The sequence below is a fragment of the Roseateles sp. genome, assembly GCF_047654785.1.
In the GTDB taxonomy this organism is placed as follows: Bacteria; Pseudomonadota; Gammaproteobacteria; order Burkholderiales; family Burkholderiaceae_C; genus Pelomonas.
The window spans coordinates 615713-642534 of sequence record NZ_JASGKQ010000002.1 but is presented as its reverse complement, the minus strand read 5'-3'; the positions used below and the strand labels follow the sequence as shown (position 1 = coordinate 642534).

The 26822-nt window shown below is 72.6% G+C and carries 25 protein-coding genes; 14 read left to right on the top strand and 11 right to left on the bottom strand.

Features of this window, described 5'->3' with window-relative positions; genetic code table 11:
* Nucleotides 1-44 precede the first annotated feature (44 nt).
* Nucleotides 45-3587: an indolepyruvate ferredoxin oxidoreductase family protein gene (locus QM788_RS07410; RefSeq protein ID WP_415660844.1), complete on the bottom strand. Its 3543-nt coding sequence runs from the start codon at nt 3585-3587 to the stop codon at nt 45-47.
* A 219-nt stretch (nt 3588-3806) separates the two neighbouring features.
* Here QM788_RS07410 and QM788_RS07405 point away from each other — a divergent pair, with 219 nt between their 5' ends.
* The 10 genes from QM788_RS07405 to QM788_RS07360 all read left to right on the top strand — a co-directional run bounded on the left by QM788_RS07405 (nt 3807) and on the right by QM788_RS07360 (nt 15702).
* Nucleotides 3807-4310 carry an Lrp/AsnC family transcriptional regulator gene (locus QM788_RS07405; protein WP_415660843.1) on the top strand — a complete coding sequence of 168 codons (504 nt, stop codon included), beginning with the start codon at nt 3807-3809 and terminating at the stop codon, nt 4308-4310.
* A 96-nt stretch (nt 4311-4406) separates the two neighbouring features.
* Nucleotides 4407-5300 (top strand): EamA family transporter, encoded by an 894-nt coding sequence (locus QM788_RS07400; protein WP_415660842.1) that lies wholly within the window; start codon nt 4407-4409, stop codon nt 5298-5300.
* 11 nt (nt 5301-5311) lie between these two features.
* Nucleotides 5312-5950 carry a hypothetical protein gene (locus QM788_RS07395; protein WP_415660841.1) on the top strand — a complete coding sequence of 213 codons (639 nt, stop codon included), beginning with the start codon at nt 5312-5314 and terminating at the stop codon, nt 5948-5950.
* Between the two features lie 47 nt (nt 5951-5997).
* A complete protein-coding gene (locus tag QM788_RS07390) occupies nt 5998-6366 on the top strand; it encodes a methylglyoxal synthase (protein WP_415660840.1) in 369 nt (122 codons plus the stop codon).
* Nucleotides 6367-6406: 40 nt separating this feature from the next.
* Nucleotides 6407-8512, top strand: coding sequence for a putative bifunctional diguanylate cyclase/phosphodiesterase (locus QM788_RS07385; RefSeq protein ID WP_415660839.1), 2106 nt, complete (start codon nt 6407-6409; stop codon nt 8510-8512).
* A 60-nt stretch (nt 8513-8572) separates the two neighbouring features.
* Nucleotides 8573-8737 carry a hypothetical protein gene (locus QM788_RS07380; RefSeq protein ID WP_415660838.1) on the top strand — a complete coding sequence of 55 codons (165 nt, stop codon included), beginning with the start codon at nt 8573-8575 and terminating at the stop codon, nt 8735-8737.
* A 116-nt stretch (nt 8738-8853) separates the two neighbouring features.
* Nucleotides 8854-10554 (top strand): NAD(P)/FAD-dependent oxidoreductase, encoded by a 1701-nt coding sequence (locus QM788_RS07375; RefSeq protein WP_415660837.1) that lies wholly within the window; start codon nt 8854-8856, stop codon nt 10552-10554.
* 205 nt (nt 10555-10759) lie between these two features.
* On the top strand, nt 10760-11818 hold the full coding sequence (locus QM788_RS07370) for a DUF917 family protein (RefSeq protein ID WP_415660836.1): 1059 nt from the start codon (nt 10760-10762) through the stop codon (nt 11816-11818).
* A gap of 17 nt (nt 11819-11835) precedes the next feature.
* Nucleotides 11836-13983, top strand: a complete 2148-nt coding sequence (locus tag QM788_RS07365) for a TonB-dependent receptor (protein ID WP_415660835.1) — start codon at nt 11836-11838, stop codon at nt 13981-13983.
* Between the two features lie 15 nt (nt 13984-13998).
* Nucleotides 13999-15702 (top strand): M14 family metallopeptidase, encoded by a 1704-nt coding sequence (locus tag QM788_RS07360; RefSeq protein ID WP_415660834.1) that lies wholly within the window; start codon nt 13999-14001, stop codon nt 15700-15702.
* 24 nt (nt 15703-15726) lie between these two features.
* Here QM788_RS07360 and QM788_RS07355 read toward each other — a convergent pair whose 3' ends face one another.
* The 7 genes from QM788_RS07355 to QM788_RS07325 form a co-directional block, all read right to left on the bottom strand.
* Complete coding sequence (locus tag QM788_RS07355; RefSeq protein ID WP_415660833.1) at nt 15727-16491, bottom strand: IclR family transcriptional regulator; 765 nt, start codon at nt 16489-16491, stop codon at nt 15727-15729.
* A gap of 61 nt (nt 16492-16552) precedes the next feature.
* Nucleotides 16553-17608: a DUF917 family protein gene (locus QM788_RS07350; protein ID WP_415660832.1), complete on the bottom strand. Its 1056-nt coding sequence runs from the start codon at nt 17606-17608 to the stop codon at nt 16553-16555.
* Nucleotides 17605-19245 carry an OPT/YSL family transporter gene (locus QM788_RS07345; RefSeq protein WP_415660831.1) on the bottom strand — a complete coding sequence of 547 codons (1641 nt, stop codon included), beginning with the start codon at nt 19243-19245 and terminating at the stop codon, nt 17605-17607. The genes QM788_RS07350 and QM788_RS07345 overlap by 4 nt, the downstream gene beginning before the upstream one ends.
* A 116-nt stretch (nt 19246-19361) precedes the next feature.
* Complete coding sequence (locus QM788_RS07340) at nt 19362-20021, bottom strand: glutathione S-transferase family protein (RefSeq protein ID WP_415660830.1); 660 nt, start codon at nt 20019-20021, stop codon at nt 19362-19364.
* Nucleotides 20014-20364, bottom strand: coding sequence for a DUF86 domain-containing protein (locus QM788_RS07335; protein ID WP_415660829.1), 351 nt, complete (start codon nt 20362-20364; stop codon nt 20014-20016). The genes QM788_RS07340 and QM788_RS07335 overlap by 8 nt, the downstream gene beginning before the upstream one ends.
* A complete protein-coding gene (locus tag QM788_RS07330) occupies nt 20361-20651 on the bottom strand; it encodes a nucleotidyltransferase family protein (protein WP_415660828.1) in 291 nt (96 codons plus the stop codon). Before QM788_RS07330 ends, QM788_RS07335 begins: the two co-directional genes overlap by 4 nt.
* Before the next feature lie 10 nt (nt 20652-20661).
* Nucleotides 20662-20898 (bottom strand): hypothetical protein, encoded by a 237-nt coding sequence (locus QM788_RS07325; RefSeq protein WP_415660827.1) that lies wholly within the window; start codon nt 20896-20898, stop codon nt 20662-20664.
* A gap of 24 nt (nt 20899-20922) precedes the next feature.
* Between QM788_RS07325 and QM788_RS07320 the strand changes: the two genes are divergently transcribed.
* Complete coding sequence (locus QM788_RS07320) at nt 20923-21204, top strand: DUF427 domain-containing protein (protein ID WP_415660826.1); 282 nt, start codon at nt 20923-20925, stop codon at nt 21202-21204.
* Here QM788_RS07320 and QM788_RS07315 read toward each other — a convergent pair.
* From QM788_RS07315 to apaG, 3 genes are all read right to left on the bottom strand, one after another.
* The gene (locus QM788_RS07315; protein WP_415660825.1) at nt 21194-22174 is read right to left on the bottom strand and encodes an MltA domain-containing protein; all 981 of its coding nucleotides are present in this window, start codon (nt 22172-22174) and stop codon (nt 21194-21196) included. The genes QM788_RS07320 and QM788_RS07315 overlap by 11 nt on opposite strands.
* Before the next feature lie 368 nt (nt 22175-22542).
* The gene (locus QM788_RS07310; RefSeq protein WP_415660824.1) at nt 22543-24525 is read right to left on the bottom strand and encodes a site-specific recombinase; all 1983 of its coding nucleotides are present in this window, start codon (nt 24523-24525) and stop codon (nt 22543-22545) included.
* Complete coding sequence (gene apaG, locus QM788_RS07305) at nt 24522-24896, bottom strand: Co2+/Mg2+ efflux protein ApaG (protein WP_415660823.1); 375 nt, start codon at nt 24894-24896, stop codon at nt 24522-24524. The genes QM788_RS07310 and apaG overlap by 4 nt, the downstream gene beginning before the upstream one ends.
* A 63-nt stretch (nt 24897-24959) precedes the next feature.
* Here apaG and QM788_RS07300 point away from each other — a divergent pair, with 63 nt between their 5' ends.
* From QM788_RS07300 to QM788_RS07290, 3 genes are all read left to right on the top strand, one after another.
* A complete protein-coding gene (locus QM788_RS07300) occupies nt 24960-25574 on the top strand; it encodes a DNA-3-methyladenine glycosylase I (protein ID WP_415660822.1) in 615 nt (204 codons plus the stop codon).
* A gap of 10 nt (nt 25575-25584) precedes the next feature.
* The gene (rpe, locus tag QM788_RS07295; protein ID WP_415660821.1) at nt 25585-26268 is read left to right on the top strand and encodes a ribulose-phosphate 3-epimerase; all 684 of its coding nucleotides are present in this window, start codon (nt 25585-25587) and stop codon (nt 26266-26268) included.
* Between the two features lie 71 nt (nt 26269-26339).
* A complete protein-coding gene (locus QM788_RS07290; RefSeq protein WP_415660820.1) occupies nt 26340-26813 on the top strand; it encodes a low molecular weight protein-tyrosine-phosphatase in 474 nt (157 codons plus the stop codon).
* The last annotated feature ends 9 nt before the right edge of the window (nt 26814-26822 follow it).

Genomic DNA, 26822 nt, shown 5'->3' with positions numbered 1-26822 from the left:
ACGGGCCGCAGCGCCAATTGTCCTTCAACCGGGGTGGGGGCGTCTCAGACCTTGGCCAGCAGCGCCTCCCACTTCGCCCGCGCCGCCTTCTCGTGGCGGGCCTTCACGTGGCCGTAGCCGCGGATGCCCTCCGGCACGCGGGCCAGCTCGACGGCGGCGGGCAGCGTCCCGGCCGTCAGCCCGGCCAGCGCGCGCTCGATGCCGGCGCGGTAGTCGGCGATCCAGCGGCGTTCCATGCGGCGTTCCTCGGTGCGGCCGAACGGGTCGAAGGCGGTGCCGCGCAGGCCCTTCAGCTTGGCCAGCAGGCCGAAGGCCGGGCGCACCCAGCCGCCGAACGGGCGCTTGACCAGTTCGCCCTTGTCGTTCTTCTTCGCGAACAGCGGCGGCGCGAGGTGGTGGACGAGCTTGTAGTCGCCCTCGAACATGCCGGCGACCTTGGCCGTGAACGCGGGGTCGGTGTGCAGGCGCGCGACCTCGTACTCGTCCTTGTAGGCCATCAGCTTGAACAGGTAGCGGGCGACGGCCTCGGTCAGCGGGGTCGCGCCGCCCAGCTTGGCCTCGGCCGCGCGCACCTTCTCGACGAAGGCTTTGTACTCGGCCGCATAGGCGGCGTTCTGGTAGCCGGTCAGGAAGTCCACGCGCTTGGCGATGATCTCGTCCACGCCCGGGCGCTTGACGAGCTGGATGACGGCCTGGGCCGCATACAGCGACTGCACGGCCTTCAGGTCGTGCGCGCAGCGGCGGCCCCACTCGAAGGCGGCCTTGTTGTTGTCGATCTGCACGCCGTTCAGCTCGATGGCGCGCATCAGCGCGTCATAGCTCAATGGGATGCGGCCCTGCTGCCAGGCGTAGCCCAGCATCAGCGGGTTGGTGTAGAGCGAGTCGCCCACCAGCTTGACGGCCACCTCCTCGGCGTCGAAGGAGCCCAGGTGCGACGCGCCCACCGCCTTGCCCAGCGCCTGCTCGCAGGCCGCGCCGGGGAAGCGCCAGTCGGCGTCGTTGACCAGCGTGGCCGTCGGCGAGCCGTGCGTGTTCAGCGCGACGTAGGTGCGGCCCTCGCGCATGACGGCCAGCGTCGCCTTGTTGGCGGCGACGATGGCGTCGCAGGCGATGACGAGGTCCGCCTCGGCGGTGCCGACCTTGGTGCAGTGGATGGCCTCCGGGCGGTTGGCGATCTGGATGTGGCTCCAGGTCGCGCCGCCCTTCTGCGCCAGGCCGGCGGCGTCCTGCGTGATGACGCCCTTGCCCTCCAGGTGCGCCGCCATGCCGAGCAACTGGCCGATGGTGATGACGCCCGTGCCGCCGACACCGGCGACGACGATGCCCCAGGCCGATTCCGCGTCCGGGACGACGGGCAGGGGCAGCGCCGGGAGGCCGGCGTCGAAGGGGCTCTTGCGGCTGTCCTTCTTGGGCTTGCGCAGCTCGCCGCCCTCGACGGTGACGAAGCTCGGGCAGAAGCCCTTCACGCAGGAGTAGTCCTTGTTGCAGCTGTTCTGGTTGATCTGGCGCTTGCGGCCGAAATCGGTCTCCAGCGGCTCGACCGACAGGCAGTTGGACTGCACGGAGCAGTCGCCGCAGCCCTCGCAGACCAGTTCGTTGATGACGACGCGCTTGGCCGGGTCCGCCATCTTGCCGCGCTTGCGGCGGCGGCGCTTCTCGGTGGCGCAGGTCTGGTCGTAGATGATGGCCGTCGTGCCCTCGATCTCGCGGAACTGGCGCTGGAGGGCGTCCAGCTCGTCGCGGTGGTGCACGGTGACGCCGGGGGCCAGCGCCACGCCTTCGTACTTGGCCGGGTCGTCGGTGGCGATGACGAGCTTCTTCACGCCCTCCGAGATCACGCTGTTCATGATCTGGAGGACGGTGTGGCCCTCGGGCCGCTCGCCGACGGTCTGGCCGCCGGTCATCGCCACCGCGTCGTTGTAGAGGATCTTGTAGGTGATGTTGACGCCCGCCGCGATGCTCTGGCGGATGGCGAGGCTGCCGCTGTGGAAATAGGTGCCGTCGCCGAGGTTGCTGAAGATGTGCTTTTCGTCCGTGAACGGCGCCTGGCCGGCCCAGGGCACGCCCTCGCCGCCCATCTGCGTGAAGGTGGCAGTGTTGCGGCCAGGCATCCAGGTGACCATGTAGTGGCAGCCGATGCCGCCGACCGCGCGGCTGCCGTCGGGCACGCGCGTGGAGGTGTTGTGCGGGCAGCCGGAGCAGAACCAGGGCGTGCGGTCGGCGCCGCCGGCGGTCTTTTCCTCGGCCTTCAGCGAGGCCTCCTTGGCGTCGATGACGGCCAGGCGCGCATCCAGCCGGGCGGCGATGTCGGCGTCCACGCCCAGCTTCTTCAGGCGCTTGGCGATCGCGCGGGCGATCAGGGCCGGCGTCAGGTCGGCCTGCGGGCGCAGCAACCAGTGCTCGCTGGGGTTGGGCACGCTCCACTCGCCGCCCTCGCCGTCGCCCGCGTCGAACTTGCCGAGCACGTTGGGGCGCACGTCGGCGCGCCAGTTGTAGAGCTCTTCCTTGACCTGGTACTCGATGATCTGTCGCTTCTCCTCGACGACCAGGATCTCCTGCAGCCCCCGGGCGAACTCGCGCGTGATCTGCGCCTCCAGCGGCCAGACGACGTTGACCTTGTGCAGCCGGATGCCGATGCGGCGGCAGGTCGCGTCGTCCAGGCCGAGGTCGTGCAGCGCCTGGCGGGTGTCGTTGAAGGCCTTGCCGCTGGTGATGAGGCCGAAGCGGTCGTTCGGCCCCTCGATGACGTTGTGGTTCAGCCGGTTCGCGCGGATGTAGGCCAGCGCGGCATACCACTTGAAGTTCATCATCCGCGCTTCCTGCTCCAGCGGCGGGTCGGGCCAGCGGATGTGCAGGCCGCCCTCGGGCATCTGGAAGTCATCGGGCAGCACGATGTTGACGCGGTCCGGGTCCACGCTGATCGAGGCCGAGGACTCGACGATCTCCTGGATGGTCTTCATGCCCGCCCACAGCCCCGAGAAGCGGCTCATCGCGAAGGCGTGCAGGCCCATGTCGAGGATGTCCTGCACGCTGCTCGGGAAGAAGGTCGGGAAGCCGACCGCCTTGAACACATGGTCGCTCTGGTGCGCGGCGGTGCTGCTCTTGGCGATGTGGTCGTCGCCGGCGATGGCGATGACGCCACCGTGCCTGGACGTGCCGGCCATGTTGGCGTGCTTGAACACGTCGATGCAGCGGTCCACGCCCGGGCCCTTGCCGTACCAGAGGCCGAACACGCCGTCGAACTTCGCCTTCTCGGGGAACAGCGCCAGCTGCTGCGTGCCCCAGACGGCCGTCGCGCCGAGTTCCTCGTTGACGCCGGGCTGGAACACGACGTGCTGCTTGGCCAGGTGCTGCCTGGCCGCCCACAGCGCCTGGTCATAGGTGCCCAGCGGCGAGCCGCGGTAGCCGCTGATGAAGCCGGCCGTGTTCAGCCCGGCCAGCGCGTCGCGCGTGCGCTGCAGCATCGGCAGCCGCACCAGCGCCTGCACGCCGCTCATGAAGGCCCGGCCGGAGTCCAGGGCGTATTTGTCGTCGAGCGTGACCGTCCGGAGCGACTTCAGGATGTGTTCGGGCAGCGGGGCGTTCATGGGGCGGCTCCTGGGTTGGCTGGCGCGCCGGCCCTTGTGAGGCGGCGCGCGGGCTGCGGGCCAGTGTGGTGCAACTCGGCCCGGCCGGCCAGTGTAGGAAAAGCCGGGCGCGGGGTGCTTTCTCATTGGCGCCCGTTCCGGCCCATCGTGGCAACACCCTTTCTCCAATATGCTCAGCAAGAAATTTTCATATCGAGAATAGACGGATCAGGGCAAACCATGAGCACGACCGAGGACGCGCCCGACGCGCTGGACCGCTACCACATCGCCATCCTGGCCGAGCTGCAGCGCGACGCGCGCCTGTCCAACGCCGAGCTGGCCCAGCGCATCGGCCTGTCGGCCGCGCCCACGTGGCGGCGCGTGAAGTGGCTGGAGGCGCAGGGCTACATCACCGGCTACCGCGCCGAGATCGACCGGCGGCGCATCGGCCTGGGCGTGCTGGCCTTCGTGCGGCTGGACGCCGAGCGCAGCGCCGGCGCCGCCACCAAGCCGCTGGAGGACGCCATCCGCCGGCTGCCCGAGGTGATCGCCTGCCACTACATCTCCGGCACCGGCACCTTCGAGCTGCAGGTCATGGCGACCGACCTGGACGCCTTCTCGCGCTTCTCCATCGACACGCTGCTGAACCTGCCCAACGTCAAGGACATCCACACCCGCTTCTCGCTGGGCGAGGTCAAGGCCGGCGGCGCGCTGCCGCTGGGGCACCTGGACGCCCGGCCGTGAGCGCCGCGCGCCCCCTTCCGCCTGCCGCAGGGGCACGGGTGAACGCGCCGCCGCTGGCATAGTCGGCTCCCCGCCCCACCGCCCCCCGCACGCCCGATGGCCCTGCCGCTGCGCCACCTGCTGCTCGCCCTCGCCGTCGTCGCGGTCTGGGGCAGCAACTTCGTCGTCATCAAGTACGCGCTGCACACGCTGCCGCCGATGACGCTGGCCGTGCTGCGCTTCAGCTTCGCGCTGCTGCCGGCCTGCCTCTTCCTGCGCCGCCCGCAGGTGGACTGGCGCAACCTCGCCGGCTACGGCGTGCTGATCGGCGTGGGCCAGTTCGGCCTGCTGTACCTGGCCATGCGCAGCCAGATCTCGCCGGGGCTGGCCTCGCTGGTGGTGCAGACGCAGGTGTTCTTCACGCTGCTGCTGGCCGTGCGGCTGCGCGGCGAGCGCGTGGCCGGCGCCACCTGGCTGGGCCTGGCGCTGGCGGCCGGCGGCGTGGCCGTCATCGTGGCGCACACCGACGGCACGACCACGCCGCTGGGCCTGGCCATGGTGCTGGCCGCCGCGTTCTCGTGGGCCTGCGCCAACCTGCTGACGCAGCGCGCCGGCCGCATCGACATGCTGGCCTACGTGGTCTGGAGCAGCGCCTTCGCCGTGCCGCCGCTGCTGGCGCTGGCGCTGCTGATCGACGGGCCGCCGCGCATCGCCGCCGGGCTGGCCGCGGCCGACGCCGGCACCTGGGCGGCGGTGCTGTGGCAGTCCTTCGCCAACACGCTGTTCGGCTACGGCGCCTGGAGCTGGCTGCTGGCCCGCCACCCGGCCGGGCGCATCGTGCCGATGGCGCTGCTGGTGCCGGTGTTCGGCATGGGCTCGGCCAGCCTGCTGCTGGGCGAGCCGCTGCCGCCGTGGAAGCTGGCGGCCGCGGCGCTGGTGCTGGCCGGTCTGGCGATCAACCTGTTCGGGCCCCGGCTTTTGCGGCGGCCGGCCCGGCCCGCGCCGCCCTAAGCTGCGGCGGCATGAAGCGCCGCCTCTGCCTGCTGCTGCCCAGCCTGTTCGCCCGGCCCGCCCGGGCCGCGCCGCCGGCGGTGACGCTGCTGGTGGAGCTGCGCTGGGTCGATGGCCGCTGGGCCCCGGCGGCGCAGGCCGGCGTCCGCGACGGCGCGCGGGTGGCCGGCACGGCCGGCGCCGTCTCGCCGCGCGGGCCGGGCACCGTCACGGCCACCGCGCCGCCCGCGCCCGCGCCCGGGCAGCGGCTGACGGTGCTGAACGGCCAGCGCGCCATGCTGCGGCTGGCGGCGGCCGCGCCGCCGCCGCAGCAGGTGGACGCGGTCGTCACGCTGGACCCGGCGGGCGCCGTGCGCCGCCTCCACGCCCGCCCGGCGCCGCACGCGGGCGCGGGTGCGCAGGCATTCACGGTCACGCCCACCTGGCCGGGCGGCCGGGCGCCGGTGCGGGTCGAGTTCCGGGTGGACGAGGACGGCCGCGTGCTGCAGGCCACCCGGCAGCTGGCGCTGGGGCGCTGGCAGGCCGTCGCGCACGTCGGCGGCGCTGCCGGCGGCCTGGGCGCCACGGCGCCGCCCGGCACGGTGAGCAGTCTTGACGCTGCCGGCGCGCCAGAGCGCGAATTGCAGCTGCGCGTCTCCGTCCTGCCCTGAAGCGCGTGTAACGTCGCCGCTTTGCGGCCCTCTCCCCTCGCCCACCCATGAAGCTCGCTCTGATCGCCCACGACGGCAAGAAGGACGCCATGATCGCCCTGGCCGGCGACTTCCTGCCGCTGCTGCGCCGCTGCACGCTGCTGGCCACGGGCACCACCGGCGCCCGGCTGGCCGAGGCGCACGGCCTGCCCATCGAGCGCATGCTCAGCGGCCCGCTGGGCGGCGACCTGCAGATCGGCGCGCGGCTGGCGACCGGCGGGCTGGACGGCGTGGTCTTCCTGCGCGACCCGATGACGCCGCAGCCCCACGAGCCCGACATCAACGCGCTGGTGCGCGCCTGCGACGTCCACGACGTGCCCTGCGCCACCAACGTGGCCACCGCGCGGCTGCTGCTGGCGCGCTGGAGCGCCGTGTGAGCGGCCGCGCGGCGCGGCGCCCGATGCGAAGGCCGTGGCCGTGACGCCTTCGGCCCGGCCGCTGAGCCGCCTGTCCCGGCGGCTGCGCATCCGCACCCGGCTGGGCCTGGCGTTCGCGCTGCTGCTGTTGCTGCTGCTGGCGCTGGCGGCGCTGTCCATGTACCGGCTCGCCGGGCTGTCCGAGGCGCTGAACCGCATCGTCGACGAGCAGGCCGTCGTCCGGCACTCGGTCAACGAGATCAACCGCAGCGCCGAGGCCGCGACCCGCAAGCTGCTGGTGCTGATGAGCCCCGACGCCGGGCTGCGCGTGGCCGCCTACGGCGACATCGCCGCCGCCAGCGAGCGGCTGGACGACGCCATGCGACGCCTGTCCCTGGTGCTGCCGCCGGGGCCGCGCAGCGAGCGCCTGGGCGACGTGCGCGAGCGCCTGGCCGCGTACCGCGCCAGCTACATCGCGGTGCGCGACCTGATCGAAGGCGACGAGTTCCAGGCCGCCCGCGCGCTGCTGGGCAGCGACACCGAGGCGGCGCTGTCGCAGCTCGTCGGCGCCATCCACCAGCTGGCCACCAGCGAGGACCGCGCCGGCACCGCGATGGCGCGCGAGCTGCGCGACCAGATCGACGCCGACCGGGCCGGCGTGCTGGCGCTGTGCCTGTCCGCGCTGGTCGGCGGCGTGCTGCTGGCGGTGGGCGTCACGCGCTCCATCACCGCGCCGCTGAAGCGCGCCGAGGCCGGCGCCGAGCGCATCGCCCAGGGCCAGTACGGCCACCGCATCGACGTGGACGCCGCCGACGAGGTGGGCCACATGGCCTCCGCGATGAACACCATGGCCGCCGCCGTGGGCGAGCGCGAGGCCGAGCTGCGCCAGCTCGCCGACGTGGACCTGCTGACCGGCCTGCCGCAGCGCGCCCGCTTCATCGCCGACGGCGACCGCCTGCTGGCCAACCTGCCCGAGCGCGAGCAGCTGGCCGTGCTGATCTGCATCGACGTGGACCGGCTGAAGGCCGTCAACGGCGTGCTGGGCTTCGAGGCCGGCGACGCGCTGCTGCAGGGCGCGGCCGCCAAGATCCGGACGCTGTTCGAGGGCGTGGCCGCCTACGGACGGCTGGCCGGCGGCACCTTCGCCGCGCTGGCGCCGGTGCTGCGGCTGGACCACGGCACCGTGCTCGCCGCGCAGCTGCGCGAGGAGGTGGAGCACAAGCTCTCCTGGCAGGGCCAGGCGCTGGACCTGTCCGTGTCGCTCGGCGTGGCCCACTGGCCCGAGCACGCGGCCAACACCGAGACCCTGCTGCGCCGCGCCGAGCAGGCGATGTTCGAGGCCAAGCGGCTGCGCCAGCCGGTGGCCGTCTACAGCGCCGACGCCGAGGCCGCGCGGGCGCTGCACCTGAGCCTGCTGTCCGACCTGGCCACCGCCGTCCAGCAGGACCAGCTGCGCCAGTTCCTGCAGCCCAAGCGCTGCCTGAGGACCGGCCGCATCACCGGCGCCGAGGCGCTGGTGCGCTGGCGGCACCCGCAGCGCGGCTGGCTGCCGCCGGCCGAGTTCATCCCCTTCGCCGAACGCAGCGGCCGCATCCGCCAGGTCACCGACTGGATGCTGGCCCGCGCCGTGCGCACGCTGGCCGACTGGGCCGCCGCCGGCCGCGAGCCGCTGTCCATCGCCGTCAACATCTCGACGCTGGACATCCAGGACCAGACCCTGCCCGCCCGCCTGGCCGCGCTGCTGGTCCAGTACCGCGTGGACCCCGGCCAGCTGCAGCTGGAGGTGACCGAGACCGGCCTGATGGCCAGCGGCACCGACCCCATCTCCGTGCTGCACGCGCTCAGGAGCTGGGGCGTCAGCCTGGCCATCGACGACTTCGGCACCGGCCAGTCCTCGCTCGCCTACCTGCAGCACCTGCCGGTGGACGAGCTGAAGATCGACCGCAGCTTCGTGCAGGACGTGGACGGCGACCCGCGCCGGCAGGCGCTGCTGAAGTCCATCGTCGGCGTGGGCCAGGGCCTGGGCCTGACCGTGACGGCCGAGGGCGTGGAGAACGAGCGCGAGCTGGCTGCCGTCCAGGCCTGCGGCTGCGACCTGGTGCAGGGCTACCTGGTGGCCAGGCCCATGGACCGGCCGGACTTTGAGGCCTGGCGGGCCGCAGGCTAAAATCCGCGCCTTTCGTCGCCGTAACGCCCCTGCTGTGGGCTTGTTTCACTGGAGCCACTCATGGGCAACAAGATCATCACCGAAGCGGACCGCCGCGCCACCCCCCGCCCCGTCGCCCCCAAGGGCGTGACCTTCACCGCCGGCAAGGGCCAGCTGCGCAGCCTGGAGCGCGGCTCGCACACCCGCTCCAAGAAGAACCCGGGCAAGCGCCCGCACTCGGGCTGATCGCCGGGCCGACCGCCTGGAGGTCCACCGCACACAGGCCCCGAGGGGCCTGTTTGTTTTTGTCGGCTCGACACTGACCAAAGAGGATGAGGCCCCCACGCCCGCATCCGCTGACCATGATCCGCATCAACGAACTCCGCCTGCCGCTGAACCACGCCGAGGACGCGCTGCGCCCGGCCGCGCTGGCCCGGCTGAAGCTGGCCGACGCCGAACTGGCCGGCCTCCACGTCGCCCGCCGCGGCTACGACGCGCGCAAGCGCAGCGACATCCAGCTCGTCTACACGCTGGACTGCACGCTGGCCGCCGGGGTGGACGAGGCCGCGGTGCTGGCCCGCTTCGCCGGCGACCACCAGGTCCGGCCCACGCCCGACACCGGCTACCGCTTCCTGGCCCAGGTCGGCGAGTACGCCGGGCCACGCCCGGTCGTCGTCGGCTTCGGGCCGTGCGGCCTGTTCGCCGCGCTGATCCTGGCGCAGATGGGCCTGCGGCCCATCGTGCTGGAACGCGGCAAGGCCGTGCGCGAGCGCACGCAGGACACCTGGGGCCTGTGGCGCGAGCGGAAGCTGGACCCCGAATCGAACGTGCAGTTCGGCGAGGGCGGCGCCGGCACCTTCTCGGACGGCAAGCTCTACAGCCAGATCTCCGACCCGCGCCACCTGACGCGCAAGGTGCTGGCCGAGTTCGTCAAGGCCGGCGCGCCGGAAGAGATCCTGTTCGTCAGCAAGCCGCACATCGGCACCTTCCGCCTCGTCAGCATGATCATCAAGATGCGCGCCGAGATCGAGGCGCTGGGCGGCGAGATCCGCTTCCAGCAGAAGATGACCGACCTGCTGATCGAGGACGGCGCGGTGCGCGGCGTGCAGCTGGCGTCCGGCGAGCAGATCGGCACGACCCACGTCGTCATCGCGCTCGGCCACAGTGCGCGCGACACGTTCACGATGCTGCACGCGCGCGGCGTGCAGATGGAAGCCAAGCCCTTCTCGATCGGCTACCGCATCGAGCACCCGCAGAGCCTGATCGACGCCGCGCGCTTCGGCCCCAGCGCCGGCCACCCCATCCTCGGCGCGGCCGACTACAAGCTCGTCCACCACGCGAAGAACGGCCGCTCGGTCTACAGCTTCTGCATGTGCCCCGGCGGCACCGTCGTCGCCGCGACCAGCGAGCCCGACCGCGTCGTCACCAACGGCATGAGCCAGTACTCGCGCGCCGAGCGCAACGCCAACGCCGGCATCGTCGTCGGCCTGACGCCCGAGGACTACCGGCAGGATGGCAAGCGCGACGGCAGCCCCGTGAATCCTCTCGACGGCATGGCCTTCCAGCGCCTCTGGGAAAGCCGCGCCTACGAGCTGGGCGGCGGCGGCTACCTGGCGCCGGGTTCGCTGGTGGGCGACTTCGTCAAGCGCCAGGTCAGCCGCGAGTTCGGCGACGTGGCGCCGAGCTACAAGCCCGGCGTCACGCTGACCGACCTGCAGCAAAAAGGCCGCGGCTCGCTGCCGGCCTACTGCCTGGACGCGATCCGCGAGGCCCTGCCCGCCTTCGCCCGCCAGATCCGCGGCTTCGACCGCCCGGACGCGGTGCTGACCGGCGTGGAGACGCGCACGTCCAGCCCGCTGCGCATCAACCGCGGGCGCGACTACCAGAGCGTCAACGTGCGCGGGCTGTTCCCGGCCGGCGAGGGCGCCGGCTACGCGGGCGGGATCATGTCGGCCGGCGTCGACGGCATCGAAGTGGCCGAGGCCCTGGCGGCCGACCTGCTGGGCATGCCGGACGCGCCGGTGCTGCAGGGCAAGGGCGCGAAGGCGGGCGGGCAGGTGTGAGCGCCGGGCCGCCCCGCCGCCCGCACCCGGCCCGCGCGACGCCGGCCTGACGCCCCCTCCAGATCGAAGGCGCCGCCACCGCCCGGCCGCCGCCTGCCCGCCTCCGCAGAAACCCAGGCTTGACAGGCCGGAGCACCGTCCTAGCATCAGATCCAAATTATTGGACTTTGTTCCAATATTTGGAACTCTTGAACGGGTGGATGCGATGAAGCGCAGGCTGACGGAAGACGATGTGCAGGCCGCCGTGTGGGGCGGCGCCATTCTGGGCGGCGGCGGCGGCGGCTTCGTCGCGGCCGGGGAACTCGCGGCGCGGCAGGCGCTGCAGGCCGGCAGCGTGGCGTTGTGGAGCGTGGACGAGTTCGACGCCGACGCGCTGACCGCCACGGTCGCCCTGGTCGGCGCGCCGGGGTCGCCGGACCCCAAGGTGCCGCCGGAGCACCGGATGCGGGCCATCGAGCTGCTGCAGCGGCAGCTGCCCGGCCGGCTCGCCGCGCTGCACACCAACGAGAACGGTGCCGAGACCACGGTCAACGGCTGGGGCCAGGCCGCGGCGCTGGGCCTCCCGATGCTGGATTTCGCGTGCAACGGCCGCGCCCATCCGTCCAGCGTGATGGGCGCGATGGGCCTGCACCGGGAGTCCGGCTACGTCGCGCTGCAGGCCTTCGCCGGCGGCGCGCCACAGCGCTACCTGGAGGGCGTCGCGCGCGGCGCGATGGACGGCGTGGCCAGCATCGCGCGGCATGCGTCGGTGCAGGCCGGCGGCGCGGTCGCGGTGGCCCGCAACCCGGTCACCATCGGCCACGCCGCGCGGCATGGCGCGCCCGGTGCGATCAGCTTCGCCATCGACCTGGGCCGGGCCTACCTCGACGGCGGCCTCGACGCCGCGGCGCGCTTCCTCGGCGGCAGCGTCCGCGCCGAGGGCACCGTGGCCAGCTACCGCTGCGAGCAGGTGGCGGGGCTGGACGTGGGCGTCGTCGTGCTCGACGACGACGCCCGGACGCGGCTGCCGCTGATCAACGAATACATGCTGCTGGAGCAGCACGGCGAGCGCATGGCCGCCTTCCCGGACCTGCTGACCACTTTCGATGCCGAGGGGCGGCCCGTCGTGTCCGCCGACGTGCGCGTGGGCGACCGCCTGCGCGTGCTGCATGCGCCGGCCGCCCGCCTGCCGCTGGCGGCCACGATGTTCATGGCGGAGCTGTACGCACCGCTCGAAGCCACGCTGGGCCAGCGCTTCGCCCCGGCCCCATCCATCCATCCCTGAAGCGACATGGAGTCATCATGAGCACGAGTTTTCGACGCCATTGCCTGGCCAGCGCGATCGCGCTGATGAGCGCGGGCGCCAGCGCCCAGGACACCGCCGCCGGCGCGCCGCCCCCGGCCACCGAGGCCCGCAGCAACAAGCTGGAGCAGGTCGTCGTGACCTCGCAGGGCCGCAAGGAGATGCTGCAGAGCGTGCCGGTCGCGGTGAAGGCCTTCAGCGCCCGGCAGATCGAGGACGCCGGCATCAAGAGCACGCAGGACTTCATGGACCTGACGCCCAACGTGTCCTTCGACCAGTCCTTCACCTACGGCAACTCCTTCGTCGTGATCCGCGGCGTCTCGGAGATCAACAACGCCGATTCGCCGGTGGCCGTGGTGGTGGACGGCGTGCCGCAGAACGACCAGAAGCAGCTCAAGATGAACCTGGTCGACGTGGCCCGCATCGAGGTGCTGAAGGGCCCGCAGGGCTCGCTGTACGGGCGCAACGCCGTCGGCGGCGCGATCGTGATCGACACCAAGCAGCCCGCCAACGAGCTGCAGGGCTTCGCCAAGCTGGACTACAGCACCGGCAACACGGTGGACCTGAACGGCGGCGTCAGCGGCGCGCTGGTGAAGGACAAGGTGCTGTTCCGCATCGTCGGCCAGAGCAAGACCTCCCACGGCCTCGTCACCAACAGCTACCGCAATGCCAAGGCCGACCCCATCGGCCACGACAACACATTGCGCGCCAAGCTCATGGTGCTGGCGTCCGAAGACGTGCAGCTGGACTTCCGCGCCAGCACCAACCGCTTCCAGGCCGGCGCCAGTTGGGACAACCTGATCCGCGACGGCAACCTGAACGCGCGCTACGCGCCGACCTCGAACGTGCTGGGCCAGTCCGTCGGCGGCACGGACGAGTTCACCTTCAAGGCCGATGTGGAGACCCGGCTGGGCACGCTGACCGCGATCACCAACCACACCCGGCTCACCGAGAAATTCGCCAGCGACGGCGACTTCTCCAACCCCGACGACCCGCTGGGCGGCATCGCCGGCCCCCTCAGCCGCGGCCAGGGCAAGGACCGGCGCATCCGCATGACCAGCCAGGAAATCCGCCTGACCTCGCCCGGCGACCGGCCGCTGCGCTGGATCGCCGGCCTGTACTACCTGGCCAAGGACCTGGACTGGACCGAGAAGTCCTACGCCGACACGACCGGCCTGCCCTGGCAGTACGAGAGCGTGCCCACCACGCGCCGCAACGACTTCAAGAACAAGGCTTCGGCCGTGTTCGGCCAGATCGAGTACGACCTCGACCCGCTCACCAAGCTGGCCGCCGGGCTGCGCTACGACCACGATGCCCGCCAGCGCATCGACCTGTTGAACGGCAACACCACGGTCGACGCCGGCTTCGACGCCTGGCAGCCCAAGCTGACGCTGACCCGCAAGCTCGGCGCCGAGGCCCTGGGCTACGCCACCTACAGCACCGGCTTCCGCTCGGGCGGCTTCAACACGACGGCGGCGGACAACCCGGTCTTCAAGGCCGAGAACCTGCGCAACCTCGAAGCGGGCTACAAGGGCAGCTTCCTGGACGGGCGGCTGAGCCTGAATGCCGCGGCTTTCTACTCGCACTCCACCGACTTCCAGTACTTCTACATCAAGGTGCTGCCCGGCCCGGTGTTGTCCGGCCGCATCGGCAACATCGACAAGGTGACGATCAAGGGCCTGGACCTGGACTTCCGCTACCTGGCCGCGCAGGGGCTGGAGTTCGACGGCGGCCTGGGCCTGGCCGGCAGCCGCATCAAGGCCAACGCGGCGGAACCCGCCACCGTGGGCAACCACACGCCCAAGAACTCGCCGTGGAAGGCCACCTTCGGCGCACAGTACAGCACCGCGCTGGGCCAGGGGCTGGCGGGGCAGGCGCGCCTGGACGTCGAGGTGCGCAGCCGCAAGTACTGGCACCCGGACAACGTGCTCGTCTCCGACGGCGTGACGCTGCTGAACGCACGGCTGGGCGTGCGCGACGCCCGGGACCGCTGGTCCGCCACGCTCTACGGCCGCAACCTCGGCAACCGCTTCTACTACGCCGACGTCAACGGCAAGACCTACAACGGCTGGGGCGCGCCCATCGACGCGATCGGCTCCCGGGGCACGCCGCGGGTGGTGGGCATCGAACTCAGTGTCAAGATGTGAAGGCCGGATGACGCCATGCCCCCGCTGCCCACCCCCCGCTTCGACGAGTTCCTGCGCCACGAGCCGCTGACCGCCCTGCTGTTCGCCTATGCCGAGGCGCGGCCGGGGCTGGTCAGCGTCCGTTCGATGGGGCGCAGCCACGAAGGCCGCGACATCTGGGTCGTCGTGCTGACCAACACCGCCACCGGCGCGGACGAGGACAAGCCCGCCTTCTGGGTGGACGGCAACATCCACGCCGCCGAGCTGACCGCCTCGACGGCCTGCCTGTACTACCTGCACCGGCTGGTCAGCGGCCACGGCAGCGACCCGCAGGTCACGCAGCTGCTGGACACGCGCGCCGTCTACCTGGTGCCGCGCCTCAACCCCGACGGCGCGGAGCTGGCGCTGGCCGACCGGCCGCGCCACATCCGGTCGAGCACGCGCGCCTACCCCTTCGACGAGGATCCGGTCGACGGCCTCAGCGTCGAGGACGTGGACGGCGACGGCCGCATCCTGCACATGCGCGTCCCCGACCCCCACGGCGGCTACAGGAAGCACCCGGCCGAGCCGCGCCTGCTGGTGGCGCGCCAGCCTGGCGAATTCGGCGGCGAGTACTACCGGCTCATGCCCGAGGGCTTCGTCAAGGACTACGACGGCCTGACCCTCACCGTCAACAAGGACAAGGAAGGCCTGGACCTCAACCGCAACTTCCCCGCCGGCTGGCGGCAGGACTACCAGCAGCCCGGCGCCGGCCCGTACCCGACCAGCGAGCCCGAGGTGCGCGCGATGGTGGACTTCGTCATCGCCCACCCCAACATCGGCGCCGCCATCAGCTTCCACACGCACAGCGGCGTGATCCTGCGGCCGCTCAGCGGCGGCAAGGACGAGGACATGGCCGCCGAGGACCTGTGGCGCTACCAGCGCTTCTCGGAACTCGGCAGCCAGGCCACCGGCTACCCGGCGCTGAGCATCTGGCACGACTTCAAGTACCACCCGAAGGAAACGCTCAGCGGCGGCCAGGACTGGCTCTACGAGCACCTCGGCGCGCTGTGCTGGGTCGTCGAGCTGTGGTCGCCCAACCGCGAGGCCGGCATCCAGGGGTACAAGTGGATGGACTGGTTCCGCGACCACCCGGTGGAAGACGACCTCAAGCTGCTCCGCTGGAGCGACGAGCAGTGCGGCGGCCAGGCCCACGTGGACTGGCGGCCCTTCCAGCATCCCCAGCTCGGCGCGGTGGAGATCGGCGGCTGGGACCGCATGAACTTCCGGCGCAACCCGCCGCCGCACCTGCGCGAGCCCGAGGTGGCGCGCTTTCCCGCCTGGCTGAACCAGGTCGCGCTGTCCCTGCCCCGGCTGGAGCTGCTGCGCGCCGAGGTGCAGGCGCTGGGTGCGGACACCTGGCGCGTCCGGCTGGCGGTGGCCAACGGCGGCTACCTGCCGACCTACGTGATGCAGCGCGCGCTGGAGCGCAAGATCGTGCGGGGCGTGGTCTTCCAAATCCACCTGCCGGCGGACGACCCGGCCGTCGGCCTGGTCAGCGGCAAGCCGCGCATGGAGGGGCCGCAGCTGGACGGCCACGCCCCCAGGCAGACCCAGCATGCCGCGGCCCCCGTGCGCGAGGTGACCGCCGACCGCGCCGTCGGCGAGTGGATCGTGCGCGCACCCCGGGGCACGCGCCTGGCGCTCAGCGCCCACGCGGCGCGCGCCGGCCGGGTGCGCACCGAGGTCGTGCTGGACTGATCCGCCATCCCTTGGAACCTGTTCTCAGCCCCCCATCTGCAGCCAGTACGGATCGCCGATGCGGCGACCGACCCCGCTGGCGGCATCGCGCACCCGCACGACGCAGCGCTCGAACAGCGCGTCGATGCCCTCCCCCGGCGGGATGGCCAGGCCGATGCCGTAGGCCTCGCCGGTGCTGGGGTCCCGCACCGACGACGCGATGCCGTAGACCTCGGCCAGCGACTCGCCGCGCGACTCGTTCCAGCCGTCGCGGCGCGTCTGCGCCAGGCGGTCGAGCAGTTCCCGCGGCGTCTTCGGCGCGCTGCCCGGCGGGCGGTCGAACTTGCGGCCGACCAGCGCCAGCACCTCCGCGTCGCTCAGGCGCGCGAGCAGCGCCCGGCCCATGGACGTGAAGGCGGCCGGGCCGCTGGTGCCCGGCGGCGTGTAGACCTGCAGCGGCTGGGCGCCCGCGCGCATCTGCACGACCAGGATCTCGGCCCCCCGCAGCACGCCGAGGTAGCCGGTGAAGCCGGTGGCCCCCACCAACTGCTCCAGCGCCTCTTCGAGCAGCGGCAGGACGCTGCCGCCGACGCGGAACTGATGGCCCGCCTCCACCACCAGCAGGCCGGGCCGGTAGGCCTTGGTCACCGCGTCGCGCTCCAGGAAACCATGCGCGGCCATCTGGCTCAGCGTGCGCGATGCCGAGCTCTTCGGGTAGCCGAGCGCGGTCACCAGATCGGTCACCGTGATGTCGCGGCGCAGACGCACGATCAGCTTCAGCACGTCCATGGCGTTCGCAAGGGTGCTCAAGAGGCGGCTCCTTCGGGCTTTTGCGGGGCTGGGATCATAGGAGTCCCGCCCTGCGGCGGCGTCAGGCGCTCGCGGGCTGCGGCGCGAACGGCTTGCCCAGCATGGCTTCGAGATGCGCGTACAGCTCGGGCATGAACATCGTCGCGGCCAGCGGCAGCCGCGCGGCCGGCGCGCGCAGCACGCGCAGGCGGTCGCCCACCTTCACGTCGGCCGAGGCCACCGGCAGGCCGTCGGCGCCGAAGGTGGTCAGCAGGTCCGGGAAGGCGGCCACGCGCTCGCCGCGCTGCTCCAGCAGCATGTACTCGTTGATCAGCAGCAGCTCGGTCCGCGCCGCGTCGTCCAGCAGCACCCGGCCATGGTCCAGGCCGGCCCGCTGCTCGCAGCGGCAGTCCCGCACCGTCCCCTCGGCCACCACGCTGGCGCCCAGCATCCGCATCGCGGCCTCGAGGCCGCCGTCCAGGAAGGCCCGGCCGAGGTCGATGGCCAGGCTGACCGCGCCGGGCGACCCGTGCCGCGCGGCGTAATCCAGGGGCACCGGATTGCGCGCCACGGCCACCGCGCCGCCGGCCTGCACCGACGCATGGCGCACGATGCTGGAAATGCCGTCCAGGCTGCCGCGCACGACGCCCTCGACATACTGCGCCGGGCGCCCGCCGGCATAGGCGTGCAGGCCCACGTAGCCGGCCTCGCGGTGCAGCCCCATCGCGCCCATCACGCTGGACGGGTGGGCGCGGCAGTTGCAGGCCAGGTCGATCACCGGCCGCCCGGTGGCGGCCGACTGCATCCAGCCGTTCAGCGTCGCCTCGGCGCCGTTCTCGCAGGCGTAGAAGCCCGCCAGCGCCGCCGGGAGCTGCTGCTGCAGCAGTTCCAGGCTGCGCAGCAGGTAGGCCGGCACCAACAGCGGGTTGCGCGCGCCGGGCGCCCCGACCAGCGCGACGGTGGCCGTCGGCGCGTCGGGCGGCAGCTCGTCCAGGCTCCACAGCTCGGGCGTGCCCATCTCCATGGCCAGCCGCGCGGCCTGCTCGCCCGGCGCCACGAAGCCGCCGCCGCCGCCGCCCAGGATGGCCCCGCCCCACACCGCGGCGATCGCGTCGTCAGTCGTCAGTTTGCGTTTCACTTGGAACCCCGCTGGTGGATGCTCATGCTGGAGCCGTGGAAGAAGCTGTAGAGCGCGTCGCCGGCGATGACGCCGCCGGCGAACACCTCGATGCGCGCGCTGGCCCCGGCGCCCAGCCAGGCCCGGGCCGCCAGCCGCGCGACCAGGCCCAGGGCCACCATCCAGCCGGCCCAGACGCCGCCGATCAGCAGCCCGGTGGCCAGCAGCACGCCCAGCTGGCGGCGCGAGCCGCCCAGCGCCTGCAGCAGCGCGCCGGGCACGGCCCACAGCGCCAGCGTGCGCGCCGTCTCGGAGGAAATGCCGGCCTTGATGGCCGCCACGTAGGCCGCGTTGATCGGCGCGAACTGATGCGCGGCGAACAAGGCCGGATAGGACAGCGCCACCACGGCGATGGCCACGCCGAAGCCCAGCAGCGCCGCGATGGCCTGCTGGGCGCGGCCGTCGCGTTCGAAGGCCGGGTCGGCCCCCTCGCCGCGCAGCAGGTAGCCGGTCTTCAGGTCGTAGCCCATGTCGGCGAAGGCCGGGCCGGTGGCGGCCGTGAAGCCCGCCAGCACCACCAGCGCCGACGCGGGCAGGCCCAGCAGGATGCCGAGCAGCAGCGTGATCAGCGCCACCGCGAACGCCGGGAACCAGCCCGCGTGCATGGCCGAGATGCCGACGATGATCTCGTGCACGAAGGCCGAGAACGCGGCATAGACGACGAACAGCGCCAGCATGCCCGGCGCCATGTCCTGGTGGAGGCCGGTGCCCAGCGCCAGCAGCAGCGTCAGGCCGCCGTAGGCGAGCGCGCCCCGGCGCAGCGTCCGGCCGGCGCGCTGCCCCGGGGCGCCGGCCGTGCGCGCGGACGCGGGGCCGGCCGGCTGCGGGGCGCGGGATGGACTCAGCACCAGCCGAGAAACCTGCACCAGCGCCATCAGGCCGGCGCCGATCATCACGCCGTGCGGGATGTACAGCGCCGCGATGTCCACCTGGAACCAGGCCTGTGAATAGGCCCGCACCAGCAGCCCGACCGCGAAGGCGACCATCGCCGCCAGCCCGCCCAGCAGCGCGATGCCCAGCGCCGACATCGGGACCGCCAGCGCCGCGCCGGCCGCGCCCACGGCCAGGCCGCCGAGCAGCAGCCGCGCCTGCCGGCCGCCGGCGTCCCCCGCCTTGATGGCCTCGGCGGTGGCGATGCCCAGCGGCCACGGGTTGCGCGCCGGGAACACCGGGGTGTCGAAGAGGCGGTAGAGCATCCACGCGTCCAGCAGCATCGCCAGGCTCACGCCCACCAGCATCGGCAGCACCAGGTCCGGCAGGCCGAACAGGTAGGGAATGCCGATGGGCAGGAACAGGCTGTTGGCCGCACCGAAGGTGGCCGAGGAGATGCTGGTCTGCGCCAGGTTCTGCGCATGCGGCGAGCGGAAGCCCGCAAACTGCGCGAGCGGGATGCGCGCCAGCGCCATGGCCGCCACCGCGCCGATGATGGAGGTGGCCGGCGTCATGCCCACGGCCGCCATGATCTGCATGCCGACGATGGCGCCGAACACGCTCAGGCCCAGCGTCAGCAGCAGGTTGGCCGGCGCCAGCGCGCGCGGGTGCCGGCCGCCGGGAGGCCTGGCGCCGGGCTCCGAATCCGAAGGCTTGGGTTGATCCACGGGAATCCTTGGATGTTCCAATATGTGGAACATTGTTCAATTATTCGGATCAATCCTAGGCGAATGGGCGGGCTTGTCAACCCGGCCGAAACCCGGCCCGGGCGCGGGCGGCGCCGTCAGCCAGCGGGGAAGCGCGCCCGCCACAACGCCGCCAGCCGCGGGTCGTCGTCCACCCGCCGCACGGCCGGCGTCATGCGCGGCGCGGCCTCGTAGAAGCGTTCGCGCCACGGCCCGAAGCGGGAGACGACGGCGACGTAGAGGTCCAGCACCGTCAGCTCGTCGCCCAGCAGGTGGCGGCCGGGGTCGAGCTGGGCGTCCATGTGGGCCCAGCAGAAGGCGATGCGTTCGTGCACGGCGTCCACCACCGCGCCCCGCAGGCTCTCGGGCGCGCCGATGCGCGCCACGTCGGGCTTGATCCAGTGCAGCGCGTAGATGGCCGACGACACGTGGAGCATCCAGCGCAGGAAGGACCGGCGCAGCGGCGCATCCACGGCGGGCGCCAGCCGCGCCTCGGGATGCTGGTCGGCGAGGTGGATCAGGATGGCCGCGCTCTCGGTCATGACCTCGCCATCGGGCCACACCAGCGTCGGCACCTGGCGCATCGCATTGGCCGGCGCGACGCGCTCGCGCGCCGCCGCGTCGGCCCAGGTCGCACCCTCGACGAGTTCATAGGGCAAGCCCAGCAGCGTCAGCGCGGCCTCCACCGCCACCGAGCCGGACGCGGCGGCGCCGTAGAGGGTCAGGCCGCCCGCGTCGCCGCAGGCGCCGTCAGACATCGGCGGGCAGGGCATCCAGTTGCGCCAGCAAGGCCGGCAGCGCCGCCTGCACGGTGTTCCAGACCACGTCCAGATTGATGTCGAAGTAGCCGTGGGCCATGCGGTTGCGCATACCGCGCATCTCGCGCCAGGGCAGTTGCGGATGGCGCTGCGCGAAGTCGGCGTGATGCTCCAGCACGCGGGACGCGGCCTCGCCCATCACGATGAGGTTCATCTCGACCGCCTGTTGCGTCCGCAGGTCGCGCTCGAAGCCCTCACGCGTCATGCCGGCCACGAAGTCGCGCGCCCGCTGCGCCGCCTGCCGGATGTGCTGCAAATAGTCCGGCAGGCGGGCCGATTTCATACTGGCTGCGCTTCCGCGAGCACGATGGCGCGCACGCGCTGCGGCAGGTCCCCCGGCGTCACCAGATCGACGCGCACGCCGAGCAGGTCTTCCAGCGTCTGCTGCAGGCCGCCCAGGTCGAACAGGGTCGCGTCGGGCAGGGCATCCACCAGCAGGTCCAGGTCGCTGCCCTCCGTGTCGGTGCCGCGCAGCACCGAGCCGAACACGCGCGGGTTGGCGGCGCGGAAGCGCCCCGCCGCCTCGCGCACGGCGGCACGCTGGCGAGCGAGGGCGGCGGAGGGGCGCATGGCGGCGAGTTTAGGGCGCCATCATCCCGATCAACTCCTTCACGAACGCCAGCGCGGCCTCCGGCGCCTCGAAGTGCATCTCGTTGTTCAGCTCCACGACCCCGCCGTCCGGCCCCTTGTGGACGACCGACCAGCCGCCCGCGCCGCCGTCGACGGCGAGCACGCCGAACTGGCCCGGCGCCAGGTCGCGGGCGCTGCCGCCGGTGACGACGATGTCGCGGCCGAGGTGGGAGTGGTAGCGTTTCATGGATCCATTTTCGAGGAGAGCGCGATGAAGGCAGTCTGGAACGGCGTGACCATCGCCGAGAGCGACGACACGGTGGTCGTCGAAGGCAACCATTACTTCCCCGCCGAGTCGCTGAACCGGCAGTACACGACCTTCAGCAACCACGTCAGCCGCTGCGCGTGGAAGGGCGAGGCGAAGTACCTGAGCCTGCTGGTGGACGGCGAGATGAACCCGGACGCGGCCTGGACCTACGCCGACCCGCTGCCCGCCGCCGCCGAGATCAAGGGCCGCTATGCGTTCTGGAAGGGCGTCAAGGTCACGGAATGAGGCCGGCGGGCAGCAGCGCCCACAGCCGCAGCGGCTGCCGGGTGCGGCTGGCGCGCAGCGCGGCCTCGTCGCCCCAGCCCCAGAACAGGTCGGCGCGCACGGCGCCCTGGATGGCGCTGCCGGTGTCCTGCGCGAACACGAGGCGGCGCAGCGGCGTGGTGGACAGCGGCTCGGTGCTGTCCAGCCACAGCGGCGTGCCGAGCGCGATGTGGCTGCGGTCGATGGCGACGGAGCGGCCCGGCGTCAGCGGCACGCCCTGCGCGCCGCGCGGGCCTTGCGCCGGGTCCGGCAGCGGCTCCTCGCGGAAGTAGACGACGCGCGGGTTCACGGCCAGCGCCTCGCCCACCCTGGCCGGGTTGCGGCGCGCCCAGTCGCTCAGGGTCTGCGGCGTGGCGTCGCGCACCTCGCCGCGGGCCAGCAGGGCCTGGGCGACGGAGGCGAAGGGCTGGTCGTTGTGGCCCGCCCAGGCGACGCGGCTGATGCGCTCGGCGCCCGCGGCGTCGCGCACGACGAGCCGGCCCGAGCCCTGGATCTGTAGCTGCAGCAGGCCGAACGGGTCGTCCAGGTAGGCCAGCTCCAGCGCCGCGAAGCGCGGGTCGGCGGCCATGTCGCGGCGCGGCGTGCGGCGGAGCCGGGGGTCGGCCGGCAGCGCATGCAGCGGCCACTGGAAGGCGCCCTGGCGCGTGCGGCGCGCGGCGAGCTGGGGCTCGAAGTAGCCGGTCAGCAGGCCCGTGGCCTCGCCGTCGCCGGCGGCCAGCCGCCAGGGGCGCAGGTGCTTCATCAGCAGCGCGGCGGCCTCCAGCGGGTCGCCGGGCGGCTGCAGCGCGGCGCGGGCGCAGAACTCGGCCCAGCCGGGCGCCGGGCGCTGGCAGCCGGCCAGCAGCGCGGGCCAGGCGGCGAGCAGGTCGTCGCCGCCCCAGCCGGGCAGGTCCCGCCAGTCGGCGGCGGCCCAGCGGCCCGCCGCGGGCATGGGCTTGGCGGGCCCGGGCGCAGCCGGCGGCAGCAACGGCGGCGAAGAGCAGGCGGCGAGCATTCCTAGAATCGCCGCCAGTCCTCCACGCGCCCACATCGCCATGCTGCTCCTCGCCCTCGAAGCCCTCGGCGCGCTGCTGATCTTCGTCTTCATCATCTGGTGGACCATGTTCGCCGGCCGCAACAAGGGCGAGCGCCGCGACGACGCCTGACCGCGCGTCGCGTGACCCGCATCCCTTGAATCTGCGGGCCGAGCGCCGGGCCGCTCCCAAGCCGGCCCGCTCTGGCGATGTGCTTGCCGGTCAATCCGGCAAGCATCGCCGTCCCCTCGGGGGACCGGCCAAGGTAATCCTTGGACGAGGGGCTTCACTTCGGCGGGATCAGGAAGCTCAGCGGCTCGCGCCACAGCCGCGCGCGGATCGCGGCGTAGACGCGCCGGCGGTCCGCCAGCCGCACGCCGCGCGAGCGCAGCGCGACCTTGAAGGCGCACAGGAAGCTCACGCCCACGTTCAGCACGCCGATGCCGGCGATGCACAGCACGCAGGACCAGAACGCCCACGTCGCCATCACGCCCACGCCCAGCGCGCCGACGGCCGCTGCCAGCTGGCCGGTGGCGAGCGTGACGTGGCGCACCTCCAGGCCCAGCCCCAGGAAGCCCAGCAGCGCGGGCGCCAGGCCCAGCATCAGCCCGAGGCTGGTGTTGGCGGCGACGCCGGAGATGTTGGCCCGCCACCAGCGCGACCAGCGCTGCGCGCGCGCCTGGCCGAAGATGGCGACGATGCGCGGGTTCCAGGCGATGGCGCTGTCCAGCCGGTGGAACACGAACCAGTTCTCCACCCAGCCGGCGACCAGGCTGGACGCGAACAGCAGCGTGCCGGTGAACGCGGCGAACAGCAGCGACGGGCCGAACAGGTCCAGCGAGTGCAGCACGTAGTGCGCCTCCTTGTCGCCCACCAGCGGCGCGCCGAAGACCAGCCAGCACAGCCCCTGCACCGCCAGCACCAGCGGCGCGACCAGCGCGAGGTTGCCGAGGATGCCGGCCACCTGCGAGCGCGTCAGGTGCGTCACCTCGTCGACGAAGCCCTGCAGGCCGTCGTCGCGGTCGATGTAGAGCAGCTTGTCGGCCATCGCGGGCGCGGTCATGGCCGGCTGCTTGGTGGCCACCGTCCAGTGCAGCAGGTGGATGAGCACGAAGCTCAGCGCGTAGTTCACGCCGGCCCAGAAGCCGCCCCAGAACGCCGTGAAGCCCAGCAGCGCGATGAAGAACTTGGCGAAGGTGGTGCCGGCGATGACGGCGCCGCCGCCGGCCGCGCGCCTGAGCATGTCGCGGTACTCGGCGCGGTTGCGGGTGATGTAGTGCTCGCCGGTCTCGGCGCTGCGCTCGGCCACCTTGCGCGCCAGCAGCGAGTAGTGCCGCGAGAACAGCGTGCGCAGGCTGCGCCGCTCGTGCACCACGCGCACCAGGCCGGCCACCAGCCGCAGCAGCTCGCGCTGCGGCTGCGGCGACACCAGGCAGGACAGCAGCGCCTCGATGCGATCCAGCCGCGCCGTCAGCTGCTCTACGGAGAACATCAGGTCCACCGACACGCCGTGCACCTCCAGGTGCGCGGGCACCGTCAGCGCGGCGGCGCGGCAGCGGTCCAGCAGCGCGCGCAGGTATTGCAGCGCCGGGGCCAGCGCGTCGCCGGCGCCGTCCTCGCCGCGGTGCTGCAGCACGCGCTCCACGGCCTCCCACGCGGCGGGCAGCTGGTGGAAGGGCTTGTCCTGCAGCAGCGGGCCGTCCATGCGCGCGCGCAGCGCCCCGGCCAGGCCGGCCGCGTGCACGCTGCTGACCAGCACGGTGACGGCGGCGCGCATCTCGACGCGCCAGCCGTCGTCCGGCGCGGCGCGGAACAGCAGGCTCAGCCGGCCGAGCAGCTCGTCGTCGATCGCGGCGATCCAGTCCTCGTCGGTCTCGTCGCCGAACAGCAGCTCGAACAGCTCGGCCAGGTCGCGCGTGTCGGTGGTGTGCGGCAGCAGGCGGCGGCGCAGCCGGCCGAGGAACTCGTGCCACAGCGCCATGCGCGGCGCGAAACCCACCTCGGCAAACAGGCTGACGGCGTCCACGTCGTTCCACACCCCGGCGATCACCTCGGCGAACGCCCAGGCGTGCTCGGGGTGGCGCTCCAGCACGTTCAGCAGGTGCTTGAGCCGCACGACCGGCCGCACCACGGGACGCGGCGCGGCGGCCGCGTCCTCGCCCGGCGCATGGCGCAGCCACTCCAGCAGCCGCACCAGCCACAGGTTGCGCTCGGCCAGCGCCGCCTGCGGGTCGGCGGCGTTCAGCAGCGCGGTGAGGTCCCAGTTCAATGCAGGGACGCGCTGTCGGCGAGCAGGAACTCGGCGACCTCGGCGTGGAAGATCTCGCAGCCCTCGGTCACGCACAGGAAGCGGCCGCGCATGCTGCCCTGCGGCGTGCCGATCTGCGCCCACGAGCTGTACTGGAAGCTCTGGCCCGGCGCCAGCACCGGCTGGTGGCCCACGACGGCCAGGCCATCCACCACCTGCACCTGGCCGCGCGCGTCGCTGATCTCCCAGTGCCGGCCGATCAGCTGGGCCAGCACGTCGCCGGTGTTGGCGACGGTGACGGTGTAGCTGAAGGCGTACAGGCCTTGTTCAAGGTGGGTCTGCTCGGGCAGCGCCTGCACCGCGACGCTGCAGGTGAATCGAGGGGATGCCATCGGGGAATTGTGGGGGCCGGCGGCTATGCTCGGCGCCCGTTCATCGGGAAGGCGTGATCCTAAATGCTGAAGCTCCTGTACCTGCCGCCCGACGGCCGCCCGCGTTGCGCCTGGTGCGCTGCCGCGGCCGGCGACGCGCTCTACCTGCGCTACCACGACGAGGAATGGGGCCGGCCCGTGGCTGACGACGTCCGCCTGTTCGAGAAGCTGTGCCTGGAAGGCTTCCAGAGCGGCCTGTCGTGGCGCACCATCCTGAACAAGCGCGAGGGCTTCCGCGCCGCGTTCGCCGGCTTCGACTTCCACCGGGTCGCAAAATTCGGCGCCCCGGACGTAGCCCGGCTGCTGGCCGACCCGGGCATCGTGCGCCACCGCGGCAAGATCGAGGCCGCCATCCACAACGCCGGCCGCTGCGTGGCGCTGGTGGCCGAGACGGGCAGCCTCGCCGCCTACCTGTGGCGCTTCGAGCCCGCGCCGAATTCGGTGGCGCACGGCCTGGCCACGTCGCCCGCGTCCGAAGCGCTGTCCCGGGATCTGAAGAAACGCGGCTGGAAGTTCGTCGGCCCGACGACGATGCACGCGCTGATGCAGGCCATGGGCCTCATCAACGACCACCAGCCCGGCTGCCACCACTGGGCCGAGGCGCAGCGGGCGCGGGACGGGTTCCGGCGGCCTTCCTAGAATCCGCGCCATGAGCACCTTCCGCATCGCCCCCAGCCTGCTGTCCGCCGATTTCGCCCGCCTGGGCGAGGAGGTCCGCGACGTGCTGGCCGCCGGCGCCGACTGGATCCACTTCGACGTGATGGACAACCATTACGTGCCCAACCTGACCTTCGGGCCCATGGTCTGCGAGGCGCTGCGCCCGCACGCCGTGAGGCCCGACGGCACGCCGGCCACCATCGACGTGCACCTGATGGTGCAGCCGGTCGACGCGCTGGCCCAGGCCTTCTGCCGCGCCGGGGCCGACGTGGTGAGCTTCCACCCCGAGGCCAGCGCCCACGTGGACCGCACGCTGCAGCTCATCAAGGCCGAGGGCAAGCAGGCCGGCCTGGTGTTCAACCCGGCGACGCCGCTGGACGTGCTGGAGTGGGTGATCGACAAGGTGGACCTGGTGCTGCTGATGAGCGTGAACCCCGGCTTCGGCGGGCAGAGCTTCATCCCGTCGGCGCTGCAGAAGCTGCGCCGCGCGCGCGCGCTCATCGACCGCAGCGGCCGCGACATCCGGCTGGAGATCGACGGCGGCGTGAAGGTGGACAACATCCGCGAGATCGCCGCGGCGGGCGCCGACACCTTCGTCGCCGGCTCGGCGATCTTCGGCAAGCCGGACTACCGGGCGGTCATCGACGCGATGCGCGCCGAGCTGGCCCGGGCCTGAGGGCTTGAAGACCGCGATGCCGACACGCCCACTTCATTCGCTGCGCCTGCGGGCGGCCGGGCGGCGCTGACATGGCCGCCGTCCTGCTCGTCTGCACCGCCAACATCTGCCGCTCGCCGATGGCCGAGGCCGTGTTCAAGGCGCGGCTGGGCGAGGTGTTCCAGACCATCGCCTCGGCCGGTATCCACGCCGACCCGCGCGGCGGCCCGGTGGATGCGCGCGCCGCCGCGGCGCTGGCCCGCCGCCACTACGGCCTGGACCGCAAGTGGCGCTCGCGCCGCGTGGACATCGACGAGCTCGGCCGCTTCGACCTCGTGCTAGTGATGGAGGCCGAGCACGTCGACGCGCTGCGCCGGAAGGCCGCGCCCGAGCACCACGCGCGCATCCTGCTGCTGACCGACTTCGTGCCCGAGCTGGCCGGGCAGGATGTGCCCGACCCCTACTTCGGCCCCGCCGCGGGCTTCGACGCCGTGATCGGCATGATCGAGCGGGCGGCCGGCAGCCTCCAGCGGGCGGCCCGCGAGGGCCGGCTCAAGTTCAGCTGACCGGCGCGC

What these genes read in the sequence shown, in the direction of transcription:
- QM788_RS07410 (WP_415660844.1), bottom strand. Translation starts at nt 3,587, where the DNA reads ATGAACGCCCCGCTGCCCGAACACATCCTGAAGTCGCTCCGGACGGTC.
- QM788_RS07405 (WP_415660843.1), top strand. Translation starts at nt 3,807, where the DNA reads ATGAGCACGACCGAGGACGCGCCCGACGCGCTGGACCGCTACCACATC.
- QM788_RS07400 (WP_415660842.1), top strand. Translation starts at nt 4,407, where the DNA reads ATGGCCCTGCCGCTGCGCCACCTGCTGCTCGCCCTCGCCGTCGTCGCG.
- QM788_RS07395 (WP_415660841.1), top strand. Translation starts at nt 5,312, where the DNA reads ATGAAGCGCCGCCTCTGCCTGCTGCTGCCCAGCCTGTTCGCCCGGCCC.
- QM788_RS07390 (WP_415660840.1), top strand. Translation starts at nt 5,998, where the DNA reads ATGAAGCTCGCTCTGATCGCCCACGACGGCAAGAAGGACGCCATGATC.
- QM788_RS07380 (WP_415660838.1), top strand. Translation starts at nt 8,573, where the DNA reads ATGGGCAACAAGATCATCACCGAAGCGGACCGCCGCGCCACCCCCCGC.
- QM788_RS07375 (WP_415660837.1), top strand. Translation starts at nt 8,854, where the DNA reads ATGATCCGCATCAACGAACTCCGCCTGCCGCTGAACCACGCCGAGGAC.
- QM788_RS07370 (WP_415660836.1), top strand. Translation starts at nt 10,760, where the DNA reads ATGAAGCGCAGGCTGACGGAAGACGATGTGCAGGCCGCCGTGTGGGGC.
- QM788_RS07365 (WP_415660835.1), top strand. Translation starts at nt 11,836, where the DNA reads ATGAGCACGAGTTTTCGACGCCATTGCCTGGCCAGCGCGATCGCGCTG.
- QM788_RS07360 (WP_415660834.1), top strand. Translation starts at nt 13,999, where the DNA reads ATGCCCCCGCTGCCCACCCCCCGCTTCGACGAGTTCCTGCGCCACGAG.
- QM788_RS07340 (WP_415660830.1), bottom strand. Translation starts at nt 20,021, where the DNA reads ATGTCTGACGGCGCCTGCGGCGACGCGGGCGGCCTGACCCTCTACGGC.
- QM788_RS07335 (WP_415660829.1), bottom strand. Translation starts at nt 20,364, where the DNA reads ATGAAATCGGCCCGCCTGCCGGACTATTTGCAGCACATCCGGCAGGCG.
- QM788_RS07330 (WP_415660828.1), bottom strand. Translation starts at nt 20,651, where the DNA reads ATGCGCCCCTCCGCCGCCCTCGCTCGCCAGCGTGCCGCCGTGCGCGAG.
- QM788_RS07325 (WP_415660827.1), bottom strand. Translation starts at nt 20,898, where the DNA reads ATGAAACGCTACCACTCCCACCTCGGCCGCGACATCGTCGTCACCGGC.
- QM788_RS07320 (WP_415660826.1), top strand. Translation starts at nt 20,923, where the DNA reads ATGAAGGCAGTCTGGAACGGCGTGACCATCGCCGAGAGCGACGACACG.
- QM788_RS07315 (WP_415660825.1), bottom strand. Translation starts at nt 22,174, where the DNA reads ATGCCCGCGGCGGGCCGCTGGGCCGCCGCCGACTGGCGGGACCTGCCC.
- apaG (WP_415660823.1), bottom strand. Translation starts at nt 24,896, where the DNA reads ATGGCATCCCCTCGATTCACCTGCAGCGTCGCGGTGCAGGCGCTGCCC.
- QM788_RS07300 (WP_415660822.1), top strand. Translation starts at nt 24,960, where the DNA reads ATGCTGAAGCTCCTGTACCTGCCGCCCGACGGCCGCCCGCGTTGCGCC.
- rpe (WP_415660821.1), top strand. Translation starts at nt 25,585, where the DNA reads ATGAGCACCTTCCGCATCGCCCCCAGCCTGCTGTCCGCCGATTTCGCC.
- QM788_RS07290 (WP_415660820.1), top strand. Translation starts at nt 26,340, where the DNA reads ATGGCCGCCGTCCTGCTCGTCTGCACCGCCAACATCTGCCGCTCGCCG.